A 16094-nucleotide genomic window follows, 5' to 3' on the forward strand; every position below is an offset into this window, starting at 1 on the left:
TCGTTTAAGATTATTATTATCTGAATGAAATGCAGGAGATCACTACTAATATGTTGTTACGCCTATTTGCTACCTTGGCGCTTTCTGCCCTGAGTTTTGGCCTACAGGCTGAAACCATAAAAGAAGGTGTCTCTTTTGCCATACTGGGCGAACCTAAGTATTCATCAGATTTTAGCCATTTCGATTACGTCAATCCGGCTGCGCCTAAAGGCGGGGATATTACCCTAGCCACCATTGGCACTTTTGATAACTTCAATCGCTATGCCTTGCGTGGCAATCCGGCTATCCGTACTGAAAGGATATACGATTCACTTTTTGGCACTTCAGACGATGAGATCGGTAGCTTTTACCCGTTAATCGCAGAATCTGCCCGTTATGCCCCCGATTTCAGTTGGATTGAAGTTGATATCAACCCTCGAGCCCGTTTTCATGATGGCGAGCCTATCACGGCCCAAGATGTCGCGTTCACATTCAATAAATTCATGACTGAGGGCGTGCCTCAATTCCGCCTCGCTTATAAAGGTGTACAGGTAAAGGCCATTTCCCGTTTGACGGTACGTTTTGAATTCCCTGAGCCCGATAAAAATAAAATGCTGGGCTTGTTTGGTTTGGTCGTGCTGCCCGAACATTTCTGGAAAAACCACAAACTCAGCGATCCTTTGAGTACGCCCCCCGTGTCTAGCGGGCCATATCGCATTGGCAAATACAAAATGGGCCAATATGTCACTTATGAGCGGGTGAGAGATTACTGGGCCGCTAATTTGCCGGTCAATCGCGGGCAATATAATTTTGATACCATTCGTTATGACTACTATTTAGATGACAAAGTGGCGCTGGAAGCATTTAAAGCAGGTGCTTTCGATTTCCGCGAAGAGAGCTCACCGAAAAGTTGGGCAACACAATATGCCGGTGGCAATTTCGAAAAAGATTACATTATTAAACAGGATGTTATTGATAGCTCCGCGCAAAACACCCGTTGGTTAGCATTTAACGTCCAGCGGCCTATTTTTAGCGACCGGCGGGTTCGCCATGCACTAACACTGGCTTTCGATTTTGACTGGATGAATAAAGCTTTCTATTTCAACAGTTATCAGCGCACGAATAGTTTCTTCCAAAATACCGAATATGCGGCAAAAGGTTATCCTGACAGCGCTGAGCTGGCTTTGTTAGCGCCACTTAAAGGCAAAATCCCGCCGGAAGTGTTTACCCAAATTTATCAGCCACCACAAACTGATGGCAGCGGTGATTCGCGGGATAATCTGTTAAAAGCACGCGAGTTGCTAAGCGAAGCCGGCTGGGAAGTGAAAAACCAGAAACTGGTGAACAGCAAAACGGGCAAACCGTTCGAATTTGAATTGCTGCTCCTCAGTGGCAGTAACTTCCAATATGTTCAGCCGTTCAAGCATAATTTGCAGCGTTTAGGCATTACGATGAATGTACGTGAAGTCGACAGTTCTCAGTTCCTGAGCCGCCTGCGCAGCCGTGATTACGACATGATCCCAACAGTTTATGGCGCGTTCCCCTACCCTAGCTCCAACCTACAAACGTGGTGGAGTTCAGCGTATGTCGATTCCACCTACAACGCCTCTGGCATCAAAGATCCGGCCATTGACGAATTGATTGAGCAGATTGTCAAACATCAAGAACAACCCGAGGCACTGCTGTCACTCGGCCGCGCTCTCGACCGTGTGCTGACGTGGAACTATCTGATGATCCCAATGTGGTACTCCAACCATAGCCGCTTTGCCTATTGGGATAAGTTCTCAATGCCTGCGGAACGCCCCACCTATTCGCTTGGATTTGATAGCTGGTGGTTTGATGTCAACAAGGCAGCCCGTCTGCCAACAGAACGTCAATAGGGGGCCGTTGTGGGCGCATATTTGTTACGGCGGCTGTTGCTGCTCATTCCCACGCTGTGGGCGATTATCACTATCAACTTCTTTATCGTGCAAATCGCTCCGGGTGGGCCGGTTGATCAAGCGATCGCCAATATTGAGTTAGGTCACTCCGGCACCTACAGTTCAGGTGGGGGGGGCGATGGATTAGGCGGGGCCAAAGTTGGCCTGAATGCCACTCAAGTCGGCGACAGCAACTATCGTGGCTCTCGGGGATTGGACCCAGAAGTGATTGCTGAGATCAAACAGCGCTTCGGTTTTGATAAACCGTTGCATGAACGCTACTTCGATATGTTGTGGAGCTATGTGCGCTTTGATTTTGGCGACAGCCTTTTCCGTGGCGAATCCGTTGTCTCGTTGATTAAGCACAGTGTGCCCGTCTCCATCTCACTCGGGTTGTGGAGCACGCTGATTATCTATTTGGTATCCATTCCCTTGGGGATTAAAAAAGCGGTACGTAGTGGTACGGCCTTTGATACTTGGAGCAGTGCCATTATCATCGTCGGCTATGCTATCCCGTCGTTTCTATTCGCTATTTTGCTGGTGGTGCTATTTTCGGGAGGCAGTTATTTTGATTGGTTCCCGCTACGCGGTTTGGTTTCCAGTAATTGGGACACGCTGCCGTGGTACAGCAAAATCACTGACTATTTATGGCATATCACCTTACCTGTCTTGGCGACGGTGATTGGTGGCTTTGCCACATTGACAATGTTGACCAAAAACTCCTTCCTCGATGAAATCCGCAAACAATATGTGGTGACCGCCCGCGCTAAAGGGTTACCTGAGGAAAAGATCCTGTATCGCCATGTCTTCCGCAACGCCATGTTGCTGGTTATCGCGGGTTTCCCAGCCACCTTTGTCAGCCTATTCTTCACCGGTTCACTGTTGATCGAAGTGATGTTCTCACTGAACGGTTTAGGGTTACTGGGCTATGAAGCCATCTTGCAGCGGGATTATCCGGTGATGTTTGGCACGCTTTATATTTTCACGCTGATTGGTTTGCTGCTCAATATTGTCAGCGATATCACCTATACCTTGGTTGACCCACGAATTGATTTTGAGAGCCGCCAATAATGACAGGGTTAAGTGCAATTAATCACGCCCGCTGGGCACGCTTTTGTCAGAATCGCCGTGGCTACTGGTCGCTGTGGATTTTCCTGACGCTGTTTATTATCAGCTTGTTTGCCGAGCTGATCGCTAACGATAAGCCCCTGCTGGTGAACTATCAGGGCAAGATTTATATGCCCTTTATGGCCAATTACAGTGAATCGACTTTTGGTGGCATTTTAACCACCGCCGCCGATTATCAAGATCCTTACGTGCTTAGCCGAATCAAAAATAACGGCTGGGCTATTTGGGCACCAATCCGTTTTAGCAATAACACGATTAATTTCGCCACAGACAAGCCCTTCCCTTCACCGCCAAGCCGCACCAACTTATTGGGGACTGACAGTACCGGCGGTGATGTTTTAGCGAAAGTCATTTATGGGTTTCGTATTTCGCTGTTATTTGGCCTGACACTCACCTTGATCTCCAGTGTGATTGGCATCTGTGCCGGTGCGATACAAGGCTATTACGGTGGTAAGGTTGATCTGTGGGGCCAGCGATTTATTGAGGTTTGGTCTGGCATGCCAACGCTGTTTTTAGTGATTCTCCTCTCCAGCGTGGTGCAGCCGAATTTCTGGTGGTTATTAGGCATCACCGTGTTATTTGGTTGGATGGGACTCGTCGGTGTCGTCCGCGCAGAGTTTCTGCGCACGCGTAATTATGACTATATTCGTGCAGCTCGCGCGATGGGCGTACGTGATCGCACAATCATGTCTCGGCATATGTTGCCCAATGCGATGGTCGCGACATTAACCTTTTTGCCCTTTATTTTGTGCGGTTCGATAACCACGCTGACCTCGCTGGACTTCCTTGGGTTTGGCTTGCCGATGGGTTCCCCCTCATTAGGTGGGCTGCTATTAGAGGGCAAAAATAACCTTCAAGCCCCTTGGCTGGGTATCACCGCATTTCTGGTGCTGGCGGTGCTGTTATCCCTGTTGATTTTTATTGGCGAAGCAGTTCGTGACGCCTTTGATCCTAGTAAGGTGTACTGATATGGCGACGTCTCCACTTCTGGATATTCAAAACCTCAGTGTTGCATTTCGCCAAGCTGGCATTGACCGCGAAGTGGTTCGCGAACTGTCATTGCAGGTGAATGCCGGTGAAACACTTGCGTTGGTGGGTGAGTCAGGCTCAGGTAAAAGTGTCACTGCGTTATCGATTTTGCGTTTACTGCCCTCGCCGCCCGTGGTCTATCCAAGTGGCGATATTCTGTTTGCAGGCCAATCACTACTTCATGCCGATGAACCGACGCTGCGGGCCATTCGCGGTAATCAGATCTCCATGATTTTCCAAGAGCCGATGGTATCTCTTAACCCACTACACACTATCGAGAGACAGTTAGCTGAAGTTCTGTCACTGCATCGTGGCATGCGCCAAGAAGCCGCCAGAGCTGAAATCATTCAGTGTCTTGACCGTGTCGGCATTCGTCAGGCTAAAAGCCGATTAGCGGATTTCCCGCATCAGCTTTCCGGCGGGGAGCGCCAGCGGGTGATGATTGCCATGGCAGTATTGACTCAACCTAAGTTACTGATTGCCGATGAGCCAACTACCGCACTGGACGTCTCAGTACAGGCCCAAATTTTAAATTTGCTGAAAGAGTTAAAGCAAGAAATGGGCATGAGTTTGCTGTTTATCACTCATAACCTGAATATTGTGCGCAGGCTGGCTGATAACGTCGCTGTAATGCGTGAAGGCCGTATCGTTGAACACAATAGCCGCCAAGCGTTGTTCAGTGCGCCACAGCACCCTTATACGCGTCAGTTATTGGATGCTGAACCGCAAGGTGATCCTTTACCTCTCACCGCGGGTCTTGCGCCACTGCTGCAGGTAAAAGATCTGCAAGTGGCTTTCCCTATCAGACGTGGCTTGTTACGGCGCACGGTCGATCACCACTACGCTGTGAAGAAGCTTAGTTTTGAGTTGAAACCCGGTGAAAGTTTAGGGTTGGTGGGTGAGTCTGGATCAGGCAAAAGTACCACAGGGTTAGCTTTGCTGCGCCTACTGCCTTCAACGGGTGAGATATGGTTTAGCGGTCAACCGTTACACCGTTTTACATCAAAACAGATGTTGCCTTACCGCAGCCGCATTCAAGTTGTGTTTCAAGACCCATACTCAGCGCTAAACCCACGTTTAAATGTGCAGCAAATTATTGCTGAAGGACTCGAAGTGCACCAGAGGCTCAGTGCCGCACATCGTGAGCAACGGGTTATTAAGGCCATGGAAGAAGTGGGGTTAGATCCTGTAAGCCGCTATCGTTACCCAACGGAATTCTCCGGAGGCCAGAGGCAGCGTATTGCTATTGCGCGCGCTTTAATCCTGCAACCTCAATTGTTGATCCTTGATGAGCCAACCTCATCATTGGATAAATCAGTACAGGCACAGATTTTGACGTTGCTCAAATCCCTGCAGCAACGTTACCAACTCAGTTATCTGTTTATCAGCCATGATTTACAAGTCGTGCGTTCGTTATGTCATCAGGTGATTGTGCTGAAGCAAGGGGAAGTCGTGGAGCAAGGTGACTGTCATGAAGTCTTTGCTGCACCCAAAGAGCAATATACGCAGCAACTACTCCAATTCACAGATTAGTGATACGGGGAAAAAGAGCGCCAACATACCGAACCGACGATATCGTCGATGTCGGTGATCAATAAAAGATGTCGGCCTATCATTGGCACCGATATGGGCTCTATCGCTTCAGAAGGGATAAAGTGCCGTCATGGTTTCAGCAATAGCCACGCCAACATCTTTTAGGCGACACATGGTCGCGCTTTCATCTTGCCGATGCACGAAGAGGCAAGGCTCACCTTCCCATTCAACAATCGCTGAGTCCACTTGTATCTCTTGAAGCGAGAGGTGAAGCCGCTGCATGATAATTTGTGCATGGTAACCATCGTGGCTGAGTAGTTTCAGCCCCATCAAGTCATTTTGTGTATCGTCTATCGCCGCCGTCAGTGGTATCGGTTCAACGTTGACCCCGATAAAGCCAGATAACCAACGGTAACTTTGCGGCAGACGATGTACTACCGAAAGTTGGATATTATTCACGTGTTTTTCCTAGTCAAAATAAAATTTTAAAACTTAAAAAGGCACTACAAAGACTCACACTGACTAAAGTTATAGTCGCTAAGTTGTCATTGTGCCTGATTCAAACCTCATCAAAACACAACCTTGATAACAATTTAGAAACTTAAATATAACAATGCTATTTTTGCGTTTTTTTTAATCTTCACTCAACCCGTTCTGCCAAGGTTGAAATTTCAGGTTTGGGATTTAGATCCCATTTTTCGTTATATTTATACCTTTACGACGATCATCTCAACCATTTTATTGCAAACGCGTTACCTAACCGCCGTCAAAAATTTACATTTAAGGAACAATTCTTGCGTTATCTAGTGCTATCGCGGATATTTAATTAATTGATAAATATATAAATTAATGAATATTTGTTACCTGCTGAATGACAGAATTATCTGATAAGAATCCACAATAACTATTTTCGGATTATTTATGTTGTCGCTTAAAAAGTTAACAATATGTGTCTAAACATCACTATGCAATGAATAATGATACGCATGCTTATAATATTGATTAAGCGCAATAAACAGGGGGGGTATCACTTGCCATCACTGTTATTTTTAACAAAATAAGTGAGAGGATCGCGGGGTTAATCGGCAGGATTGAAGCGGGGAAACATGTCACGTTTCCCCTAATGTGCTCTTGATTATGACGTCTTCACCGCCACTTTATGTGGGCGGCTGGCATAGAGATAAAGCAGCATGGCAATAGCAATACAAAATGCCATTGAGATCACCATCGGCCAGGCACTGTGCGAGGATACCATCGACAACAGTGTTCCCACTACCGCACCGATACCAAAGCGTAACGTCCCCGCCAGAGATGAAGCCGTCCCAGCCATGTGTGGGAAATCATCCAGAATAACCGCCATGGCATTCGAGGTGATCATTGCAATGCAACCGACGTAAGCCGCCACTCCCAGAACCAAGGCCCAGAATCCCATGCCCGTGGCACAAACCACCAGCAGCCAGATCCCCATCACAAATTGCACCAACATGCCAAATCGGAACATTTTTAGCGCACCGAAACGGCGAACATTGCGGCTATTAATCAGTGTCATCAAGAATAAAAAGACAATATTTAGCGCGAAGTAATAGCCGAAATTCTGTGGTGAAACGCCGTTTAACTCGATATAGACAAACGGACCGGCACTGAGGAATGAGAACATCCCAGCAAAAGAGAAACCACTGGCCAGCATATAACACAGCACCCGCTTATGGCGGAATAACGTGCCGAAGTTACCGATGGTAGTGCGCAGATGGAACCGTTGCCGTTTCTCTTTGGGTAACGATTCTTTGATATAGAGTGCAACCAGAATAGCACCGACTAATGCCGCACCTGCCATTGTCCAAAAGATGGCATGCCAGCTAAACCACACCAGCAATGCGCCCCCAATAATCGGAGCCAACAACGGGGCGATAGTCATCACCAACACCACAAAAGACATCATTCGGGAGAAATCGTCTTTGGTGAACATATCTCGCATCAAGGCATTGATGACTACACTGGCTGCGGCGGCGGATAAGCCGTGCAGGAAGCGCATATTAATCAGTTGTTCAACCGATTGCGCCATGGCACAAGCCATACCCGCAAGCGCAAAGATTAACGTCCCCCAGAAGATGACCGGCTTACGCCCTAGGCTGTCTGCCATCGGGCCATAAAACAGCTGCCCAATAGCAAACCCGAGCACATACGCACTGAGTGTCATCTGTACCGCACCACTCTCTACGCCAAATTCTTGCGCAATGATCGGCATACTCGGCAAATACATATCGATGGCCAAAGGCATCAACATCGACAACAAACCGAGAATAAAGATTAAACCAAAGTGGGATGTGCGGTTTTGCGCTTCATTTTGATTAGGGGCAAGCACGGTTAACAACTCCTTCAATAACGGATAGCAAGGGATCTTGACTGTAAGCCGTGTGGGTACAACTTACCCACACGACAACAGCATCCCTATTACAGATGGGGAGCGCCTACGCTAGCAATCTCTTCTGCCGTCAGTGGGCGGTATTCTCCAGGTGCCAAATCGTCATCAAGTTTCATCGCGCCAATTCGTTCGCGGTGCAATGCTACCACTCGATTACCGACAGCCCCAAACATGCGTTTTACCTGATGATAGCGCCCCTCGCTAAGGGTCAAACGCACCAACTGCGGCTCGATAATCTCGAGTTGAGCGGGCTTGGTCAAAGAGGTTTCATTGTGCAATTGCACGCCGTCAGCAAATTTCTGCGCCGTATCATCTGCCACTGGATGTTCCAGCGTCACTAAATAGGTTTTTTCGCAGTGATGGCGCGGTGAAGTAATCCGGTGCGACCACTGACCATCGTCAGTCATCAGCACTAATCCGGTGGTATCGATATCTAACCGCCCAGCGGCATGGAGTTTGTATGCCACAGGCTCATCAAGGAAATAAAGAACCGTCGGATGATCTGGGTCTTCTGTCGAACACACATACCCCTGCGGCTTGTTCAGCATAAAGTAACGTGGCCCAAGGGTTTGTTGTAATGGGTTACCATCGAATCTCACGTCGTGCTCAGGTAACAACTTCATCGCACCCGTTTTGACCACTTCGCCATCAACTGTGACTCGTTTGGCCCGCAGTTCACACGCGACTAACGCACGGCTAACACCCAGTTGCTGAGATAAAAACTTGTCCAATCGCATTGAATCTATTTTGCCTGTTGTATTGTCGTGCCATTGACAGGCACGATACCCGCCATCACACCAACCCAAAACGGAATAGTGCTCATAATGCGGTATGAAAGAATGAAATAATAAAGTGGTATAGGGGAAAATCATTTGCTGCCTAACCAACCTGAAACATCAGTATAGCGGCGGTTGCGCTATCAGCCTAGGAACAGTTACTCAAAAAAACACGCGATTAAGAAAGGCTATCTCTTTGTTTTCACATCACGCACTCTGGCTGTACCTCGCTAGCCGCTCATGACTCTCGCATCAGCTATCGCTGGTAGGCATAATAATAGAAAGTTTTTCGTGATCGGGAGAGATAAATGTCACTAATACAATGCACAAAATTGTTGCAAATGGTGAATAGGTCAACCGCGATAAATCACTTAGCTGGGCAGACGATTTAATGGCCTTTACGCTACGCCCGTATCAGCAAGAGGCTGTTGATGCCACTCTGGCTCATTTTCGCCGCCATGCAGAACCTGCGCTGATTGTCTTGCCTACCGGCGCAGGCAAAAGCTTGGTCATTGCTGAATTGGCCAAATTGGCCCGTGGTCGCGTACTGGTGCTGGCGCATGTCAAAGAGCTGGTGGCGCAAAATCACGCCAAATATTGTGCCTATGATTTAGAGGCTGACATCTTCGCCGCAGGGCTGCAACAGCGCCAAAGTGAAGGCAAAGTGGTGTTTGGCAGCGTACAATCTGTGGCACGCAATCTCCCACTGTTTGATAGCGCGTTTTCGCTGCTGATTATCGATGAATGTCACCGTATCAGTGACGAAGATGACAGCCAGTATCAGCAAATCATCCAGCATTTACGCGCTAACAATCCCCGGCTACGGTTACTCGGGCTGACAGCGACGCCTTATCGATTGGGCAAAGGCTGGATATACCAATTCCACTACCATGGCATTACCCGCGGTGATAGCCAGTCTCTGTTCCGCGATTGTATCTATGAGTTACCGCTGCGTTATATGATCAAACACGGTTTTCTGGTGCCGCCTGAACGGCTGGATATGCCCGTCGTCCAATATGACTTTAGCCGCCTCACGAGCAACAGCGATGGCCTTTTCCGCGAAGCGGATTTGGATCGTGAGCTTAAACAGCAACAAAGAATTACCCCACATATCGTTAGCCAGATAATTGAGTACGCGGCCCAGCGCCGTGGCGTGATGATTTTTGCCGCGACAGTCGAACACGCGAAAGAAGTCTACGGATTACTGCCCAAAGGCAAGGCGGCGTTAGTGAGCGCTGGCACGCCCCCTGCTGAGCGGGATGCCTTAATCAGCGCGTTTAAGCAGCAACAACTGCATTATTTGGTGAATGTGGCCGTCTTAACCACCGGTTTTGATGCCCCCCATGTCGATCTGATTGCCATTCTACGCCCAACCGAATCGGTCAGTTTGTATCAACAAATCGTCGGCCGTGGTTTGCGGTTATCGCCGGGTAAAGAAGATTGTCTGATTCTGGACTATGCTGGCAATCCTCACGATCTCTTCACGCCAGAAGTGGGGACGAGCAAGCCACAGGGTGATAGCCAGCCGGTACAGGTTTTTTGCCCCGATTGCGGTTTTGCCAATATTTTCTGGGGAAAATGTACCGAATCAGGTGAGATAATTGAGCACTATGGCCGCCGCTGTCAGGGCTGGTTTGAGGATGATCAAGGTGCACGAGCACAATGTGATTATCGCTTCCGCTTTAAATCTTGCCCGCATTGTGGGGCTGAGAACGATATTGCCGCACGTCGCTGCCATCAGTGCCAAGAAGTGCTGGTTGATCCTGATGATATGCTGAAAGCCGCACTGAAATTAAAAGATGCGCTGGTGCTACGATGTGGTGGGATGAGTTTAGAAAGCGGCCATGATGCCAAAGGGGAATGGCTAAAAATCACTTATTACGACGAAGATGGCACTCATACCAGCGAACGCTTTCGCTTAACAACACCCGCACAGCGTATGGCATTCGAGCAAATATTCTTACGCCCACATCAGCGCGCCCCCGGAGTCACCTTAAAATGGCAAACAGCAGCGGATATCATCGCCCAACAAGCCCTATTACGTTACCCCGATTTTGTCGTCGCCCGCCGCCGTGGGCAATGGTGGCAAATCAGAGAAAAGGTATTTGATTATCAGGGCCGTTTTCGGCGAGCAGATTCCCTCGCCTAAGCCGCATTTCGCCTGAGATTTTCGCGGTTTCATTTGCTGTCGTGCTGATCTTTCGCTAGAATGTCGCCCGCTTTGCTCTGGGTTTACCCAATCAAAGCCGAGTATCGAACCTGTTGCTGGGTCGCCTGTAGCAGGGTAAATTTCTTAAGAGAAAATAAACATGACCACTATCAATGTAGAAGTACGTAAAGACCAGGGTAAGGGTGCGAGCCGCCGCCTGCGTGCAGCAAATAAATTCCCGGCTATCGTTTACGGTGGCACAGAAGCAGCTATCTCTATTGCTCTTGACCATGACACCACCAAGAACATGGAAGCAAAACCGGGCTTTTACGATACCGTTCTGACTCTGGTAGTCGACGGTAAAGAAATCAAAGTTAAAGTTCAGGCTGTTCAGCGTCACGCTTTCAAGCCAAAACTGACTCATATCGACTTCGTTCGCGCTTAATCGCCTCGTTTTCGATATATTCGGGACGCCGAAATAAAAAACGCCGCTTATGCGGCGTTTTTTATTGGCTGAGATCTTTATCGGTGAAACACGTTTATTGCTTGAATAAGACCGCGGATTGCTTGAGCAAGCAAGGCCACAGCAATAACTGTTATTTGTTACCTGAATTACGTTGTAACTGATCACGTAAATTCGGTGGCGTGCCCTTAATCGTCAGCGTATCGGTTGCCGCATCCCAGAAAATACGCTCGCCCAGCAATAAAGCGTCAAAATTGATACTTAACCCACCGCCACTGCCTGCAAACTTGGTCAACTGACGCAAGGTGCCGCGATCCGCAGGGAAGCTCTCTTCCAATGCATAGCCCTGTTCAGCCGTAAATTGCTGGAAATCTTTCTCGCCCAGCTTCGGCAGTTCCTGAGCCAGTTCCTGCAAAGCAATCTCTTCGCCGGACTGCAATTGCTCATTACAATAGCTATAGACTTGCTGGCGGTATGCCTGACGCTCATTTTTACCTAACTCAGCATCTGCACAATAGTCGTCTACCGCTTGTAATAAGCCACGGTTTTGCGCTTTGGTATCTAACCCTTCAGCCGCCGCGAGGAAATCCATAAAGAAGTCAGAGACTTTGCGCCCTATCCGCCCTTTCAAGAAGGTGAGATAACGGGTCGATTCTGGGTTATTTTCCCATTCCGTCAAATCAATACGCGCCACAATATCCGCACGGTTAATGTCGAGATAATGAGTCGTGCTCAAATCAAGCTGCTCATTGACGCGCATACTATTGCAACTGCTCAGTACTGAGATCAGCAAATATTCGGTCGCTAAATAGCGGTATTGGCAAAACAGCACCACGCCGCCTTCAGCAAACGGGTATTTTGCTAACTCATCACGTAATCGCCCTGTTGCCGCACGGCTAAAGCTGAGAAAGTCTTCATCACCCTTACGGCTTCGTTTCAGCGCTTCCGCTAATTCACTGTGCTCATTAAACAAGCCATAAGCTTTATTTTTGGCGCTGTAAACTCGGTGTAGCTCGGCCATCATTTCTTCAACTACCGCATTGGTAGGTAACAGAGAATCGCGCAATACCACATCAAGCGTTTGCTCATCACGCTTAATAAGCTGATGTAAGGCTATCTGGTCAATATCCAGACTCATGATAAATACTCCTTTTGGCTAGGGGCGTATTCAATCACTGATGCTGGAGAGCTGCAACCAAAAGCGACGACGCCCCTCAATTAACGGCTAATGATTCTTAATGCTATAAAATAGCGGAAAAGCGCGTCTCTATACGGTAAGATGTGGGACTTTGTCAGGTGTTGAGTACAATTTTTATGCCACAATCATCCCGTTATAGCGACGAACACGTTGAACAACTACTGTCTGAATTGGTCAGCGTACTGGAAAAACACCGTACCCCGACCGATCTTTCTTTGATGGTGTTGGGTAATATGGTAACTAATCTGATCAATACCAGCATTGCCCCAGCGCAACGCAAAGTATTGGCACGTTCTTTCGCCGAGGCGCTTCAAGCTTCGGTACGTGAAGATAAAGCTCATTAATTTATCGGCCAAGACTGCAATCTCAATATGGTGACAAATCGTCAGCGCTATCGTGAAAAAGTCTCCCAGATGATCAGTTGGGGGCACTGGTTCGCCTTGTTTAATATCCTGTTCAGCCTCGTGCTGGGTAGTCGCTATTTGTTTGTCTCCGATTGGCCCTCATCGCTAATTGGCCGTATCTATGCCCTCGTTAGCTGGCTTGGGCACTTTAGTTTTATTGTTTTTGCCGCCTATTTGCTGGTGATCTTCCCCCTTACTTTTGTGGTGATGTCACAGCGACTACTCCGTTTTCTTTCTGCCGCCTTTGCGACTGCAGGTTTGACTCTGCTATTGATAGATACTGAGGTCTTTACCCGTTTCCATTTGCACCTAAACTCTGTGGTATGGGAGCTTGTGGTTAACCCAGACCAAACCGAGCTGGCGCGCGATTGGCAATTGATGTTTATCTCGGTACCCGTCATTTTTCTGGTCGAGATGCTTTTTGGCACTTGGGCATGGCAAAAACTCCGCAGCCTTAACCGGCAGCGTTTCGCCAAGCCGCTGGTTGCGGTATTTATTTCGGCCTTCTTTGCTTCGCATTTGATGTATATCTGGGCTGACGCCAACTTCTATCGCCCTATCAGTATGCAGCGAGCAAACCTGCCGCTCTCTTATCCGATGACTGCCCGTAAATTCCTTGAGAAACACGGCCTACTTGATCAACAAGAGTATCAACGCCGCTTGACGGAACAAGGCACACCAGATGCACTGGCAGTTGAGTATCCACTTAGCCCAATTACTTTCAGCGATAAAGGTAGCCGCTATAACCTACTATTGATTGTGGTTGATGGTATGCGTACCAGTAGTTTGCAAAAGGATATGCCTGCGCTAGCAGAATTTGGCCGTTCAAACATTCAGTTCGATCGTCACTACAGCTCGGGTAATCGTCAGGATACTGGCTTATTCGGCCTGTTTTATGGCATCTCACCGACCTATTTAGACGGTATTCTTTCAGCCCGCGAACCCTCTGCCTTTATTACTGCATTGAGTGGGCAAGGTTATCAGTTCGGTCTGTTCTCCTCCGATGGATTTGAATCCCCTCTTTACCGTCAAGCCCTCTTGGCTGACTTCACGTTACCGGCCCCGGTAGAACAATCGGATCGTGAGACTACCGCGCAGTGGCAGCAATGGTTGTCAACAGTGAAAAATGGCTCGCCTTGGTTCTCGTATATTAACCTGAACGGCTCGCCTGAATCGCAAGACCCTGTCGCAGACAAGAGAATGGAATTACCATCAGACTTTATCCATAACTACCAAACTGGTGCGAAAGAAGTAGACAAGCAAATTGCTACTATTCTGGACACACTAAAACAGCAAGGGCAACTCGATAAAACCGTAGTGATTATTACTGCCGCCCATGGTGTCGAATTCAATGATAGTGGCACTGATGCATGGGGGGCTGGGAGTCGCTTTAATCGCCATCAGCTTCAAGTTCCACTCGTCATCCACTGGCCGGGGACACCTGCGCAAACAGTGAATAAGCTGACCAACCATGAAGACATCATGACGACCTTGATGCAGCGGTTGTTGCATGTTAAAACCGCATCCGAAGATTATTCGCAAGGGGAAGACTTGTTTGCTGCACAGCGTAATAATAACTGGGTAGCGACGGGTGATAATGGCATGCTAGTGATTACAACGCCGACACAAACGATTGTTCTTGATAATAACGGTGAGTATCGTACCTACGATGATCAAGGCAATGAAATCAAAGATGAAAAGCCTCAGTTGCCACTACTCTTACAAGTACTGACCGATATAAAACGATTTATTGCGAACTAGCCCTAAGAAACAACAATTAGCACGTTTAAAAAATAAGCAATTGATTTGCCAAGCCTTGCAATAGCAACGGTAAAATGTAGTATAAACACCGCAGCATCGGCATGTAGCGCAGCTTGGTAGCGCACCGTCATGGGGTGTCGGGGGTCGAAGGTTCAAATCCTTTCATGCCGACCAAATATCCTCAAGAAAACCAATCCGTTAGGGTTGGTTTTTTTGTTTGTGGGATTGGTGGTAGGGAAAATCAGGGAAAACCCAAGGGAAAAACTCCGGCAATATTTGGCTGCTCTAGCTATCGAGTTTAATGATCACGTAAAGCGTCGCTATCCAGATGCGGAAGCTACAATAAGACTGGCGAGTATGGACGGGTTGAGCGTATTGGGTGGGCTGCCTCACGACAAAGAAGTGATTCAGGAGATTTTGAAGGAAACGTGGGAAAGTGCTGATGATTGGTTTCAGACTTGACCTCTTATCCAAAGCCGGTTAATTATCAGCTACTCCCTCCCTGATATGTCCCCAGTATTTGTGTTACAACTTATTCGGTCTATGATGCTTAAGAAACATTAAAGGCATAGAGATCGGTATTTCTGATTACTCAGCTAACCCACGGCTAACCTGCTGCTAGCACACAGATAGCTCAAGGAGGGAGAGTGAAGGCATATTTGGTGGTCATCATTCTAACTATCGCAGCCATCTTTAGTGTTATTTACATTGGGTGGCTAGCCGAGTGGTTCGTCCACTGGTGGCGTGAAGCTGAGATGTTCTAAAGTGGCTAACCTGCTGCTATCCCCATCTCTCAAGGAAGAGTAATGAAAGAATATGTCATTCCTACTATCTTAGTCGCAGTAAGCATAGTGAGCCTTTCGCTTGTAGCAGTGAGTATGTTTGACCTGCTGGGCGATGGGCTGAGCATTAGTGGCGTATGTATTGATAATATCTGTATCCACCGGAACCACTGCTAATGCAGACTTCACTTCGGATGGCGCGCTCCCACTCGGGAAATCAAATAGCTTATTTGTGCCCCAAGCATCGACCAGCCGTATTTTTCTGCATTGTTGGCGATGTGATAAGCAAAAGCGTCCAAGTCCATACCGGGTGGATGATACGTCAAGGGTGCTACACCTTAGGATTCAACAAACGGCTTCAAAAGATGAGATACCTCATCCGCTGATGCCGCTAGCGTGGATAACCATTACGTGAGTTGACATAATCCTAGCCTTCATCGACATCTTCCCATCTGAGAAGGCATCGTATGTCCTTCCCCCTAGAACCCCTGACGTAGTGCCAACACTATCGAGTTGATTTAAACGTTGCATGCGGCAGAACTTGGATAAAA

General features: G+C 48.0%; 14 protein-coding genes and 1 tRNA gene. 10 read left to right on the top strand and 5 right to left on the bottom strand.

Annotated features, from left to right (window positions below; genetic code table 11):
- The first annotated feature begins 50 nt into the window (after positions 1-50).
- From DA391_RS14880 to yejF, 4 genes are read left to right on the top strand one after another with little or no spacing between them, the layout of a single operon-like run.
- Positions 51-1859, top strand: a complete 1809-nt coding sequence (locus tag DA391_RS14880; protein ID WP_108087917.1) for an extracellular solute-binding protein — start codon at positions 51-53, stop codon at positions 1857-1859.
- 9 nt (positions 1860-1868) lie between these two features.
- The gene (gene yejB, locus DA391_RS14885; RefSeq protein ID WP_050081377.1) at positions 1869-2969 is read left to right on the top strand and encodes a microcin C ABC transporter permease YejB; all 1101 of its coding nucleotides are present in this window, start codon (positions 1869-1871) and stop codon (positions 2967-2969) included.
- The gene (locus tag DA391_RS14890; protein WP_050081376.1) at positions 2969-3994 is read left to right on the top strand and encodes an ABC transporter permease; all 1026 of its coding nucleotides are present in this window, start codon (positions 2969-2971) and stop codon (positions 3992-3994) included. Before yejB ends, DA391_RS14890 begins: the two co-directional genes overlap by 1 nt.
- A 1-nt stretch (position 3995) precedes the next feature.
- A complete protein-coding gene (yejF, locus tag DA391_RS14895) occupies positions 3996-5588 on the top strand; it encodes a microcin C ABC transporter ATP-binding protein YejF (RefSeq protein ID WP_050286841.1) in 1593 nt (530 codons plus the stop codon).
- A 108-nt stretch (positions 5589-5696) separates the two neighbouring features.
- Here yejF and DA391_RS14900 read toward each other — a convergent pair whose 3' ends face one another.
- From DA391_RS14900 to rsuA, 3 genes are all read right to left on the bottom strand, one after another.
- A complete protein-coding gene (locus DA391_RS14900; RefSeq protein WP_019209411.1) occupies positions 5697-6047 on the bottom strand; it encodes a YejG family protein in 351 nt (116 codons plus the stop codon).
- A 676-nt stretch (positions 6048-6723) separates the two neighbouring features.
- Entirely contained in the window at positions 6724-7950 is a 1227-nt protein-coding gene (locus DA391_RS14905) for a Bcr/CflA family multidrug efflux MFS transporter (RefSeq protein WP_050081374.1), read from the bottom strand.
- An 89-nt stretch (positions 7951-8039) separates the two neighbouring features.
- Entirely contained in the window at positions 8040-8747 is a 708-nt protein-coding gene (gene rsuA / locus DA391_RS14910; RefSeq protein ID WP_108088287.1) for a 16S rRNA pseudouridine(516) synthase RsuA, read from the bottom strand.
- A gap of 430 nt (positions 8748-9177) precedes the next feature.
- Between rsuA and DA391_RS14915 the strand changes: the two genes are divergently transcribed.
- Complete coding sequence (locus DA391_RS14915) at positions 9178-10935, top strand: DEAD/DEAH box helicase (protein ID WP_057650639.1); 1758 nt, start codon at positions 9178-9180, stop codon at positions 10933-10935.
- A gap of 160 nt (positions 10936-11095) precedes the next feature.
- The gene (gene rplY / locus DA391_RS14920) at positions 11096-11380 is read left to right on the top strand and encodes a 50S ribosomal protein L25 (protein WP_050081372.1); all 285 of its coding nucleotides are present in this window, start codon (positions 11096-11098) and stop codon (positions 11378-11380) included.
- 151 nt (positions 11381-11531) lie between these two features.
- On the opposite strand, the gene yejK is transcribed toward rplY, so the two are convergent.
- Positions 11532-12536 carry a nucleoid-associated protein YejK gene (gene yejK / locus DA391_RS14925; RefSeq protein ID WP_019209406.1) on the bottom strand — a complete coding sequence of 335 codons (1005 nt, stop codon included), beginning with the start codon at positions 12534-12536 and terminating at the stop codon, positions 11532-11534.
- A 176-nt stretch (positions 12537-12712) separates the two neighbouring features.
- Here yejK and DA391_RS14930 point away from each other — a divergent pair, with 176 nt between their 5' ends.
- The 4 genes from DA391_RS14930 to DA391_RS24530 all read left to right on the top strand — a co-directional run bounded on the left by DA391_RS14930 (position 12713) and on the right by DA391_RS24530 (position 15223).
- A complete protein-coding gene (locus DA391_RS14930; protein WP_002208836.1) occupies positions 12713-12940 on the top strand; it encodes a YejL family protein in 228 nt (75 codons plus the stop codon).
- Between the two features lie 27 nt (positions 12941-12967).
- Positions 12968-14761 carry an LPS biosynthesis-modulating metalloenzyme YejM gene (gene yejM, locus DA391_RS14935; protein WP_050081371.1) on the top strand — a complete coding sequence of 598 codons (1794 nt, stop codon included), beginning with the start codon at positions 12968-12970 and terminating at the stop codon, positions 14759-14761.
- 97 nt (positions 14762-14858) lie between these two features.
- A tRNA-Pro gene (locus tag DA391_RS14940) sits at positions 14859-14935 on the top strand.
- Positions 14936-14986: 51 nt separating this feature from the next.
- Positions 14987-15223, top strand: coding sequence for a DinI family protein (locus DA391_RS24530; RefSeq protein ID WP_050081481.1), 237 nt, complete (start codon positions 14987-14989; stop codon positions 15221-15223).
- Between the two features lie 505 nt (positions 15224-15728).
- On the opposite strand, the gene DA391_RS24220 is transcribed toward DA391_RS24530, so the two are convergent.
- Positions 15729-15869, bottom strand: a complete 141-nt coding sequence (locus DA391_RS24220; RefSeq protein ID WP_155411018.1) for a hypothetical protein — start codon at positions 15867-15869, stop codon at positions 15729-15731.
- Positions 15870-16094: the final 225 nt, after the last annotated feature.

Source organism: Yersinia massiliensis, from assembly GCF_003048255.1.
In the GTDB taxonomy this organism is placed as follows: Bacteria; Pseudomonadota; Gammaproteobacteria; order Enterobacterales; family Enterobacteriaceae; genus Yersinia; species Yersinia massiliensis_A.

Bases quoted from the DNA above. Each gene is read 5' to 3' on its own strand.
- DA391_RS14880 (WP_108087917.1), top strand. From the start codon at position 51: ATGTTGTTACGCCTATTTGCTACCTTGGCGCTTTCTGCCCTGAGTTTT.
- rsuA (WP_108088287.1), bottom strand. From the start codon at position 8,747: ATGCGATTGGACAAGTTTTTATCTCAGCAACTGGGTGTTAGCCGTGCG.
- DA391_RS14915 (WP_057650639.1), top strand. From the start codon at position 9,178: ATGGCCTTTACGCTACGCCCGTATCAGCAAGAGGCTGTTGATGCCACT.
- yejM (WP_050081371.1), top strand. From the start codon at position 12,968: ATGGTGACAAATCGTCAGCGCTATCGTGAAAAAGTCTCCCAGATGATC.
- yejF (WP_050286841.1), top strand. From the start codon at position 3,996: ATGGCGACGTCTCCACTTCTGGATATTCAAAACCTCAGTGTTGCATTT.
- rplY (WP_050081372.1), top strand. From the start codon at position 11,096: ATGACCACTATCAATGTAGAAGTACGTAAAGACCAGGGTAAGGGTGCG.
- DA391_RS14890 (WP_050081376.1), top strand. From the start codon at position 2,969: ATGACAGGGTTAAGTGCAATTAATCACGCCCGCTGGGCACGCTTTTGT.
- DA391_RS14930 (WP_002208836.1), top strand. From the start codon at position 12,713: ATGCCACAATCATCCCGTTATAGCGACGAACACGTTGAACAACTACTG.
- yejK (WP_019209406.1), bottom strand. From the start codon at position 12,536: ATGAGTCTGGATATTGACCAGATAGCCTTACATCAGCTTATTAAGCGT.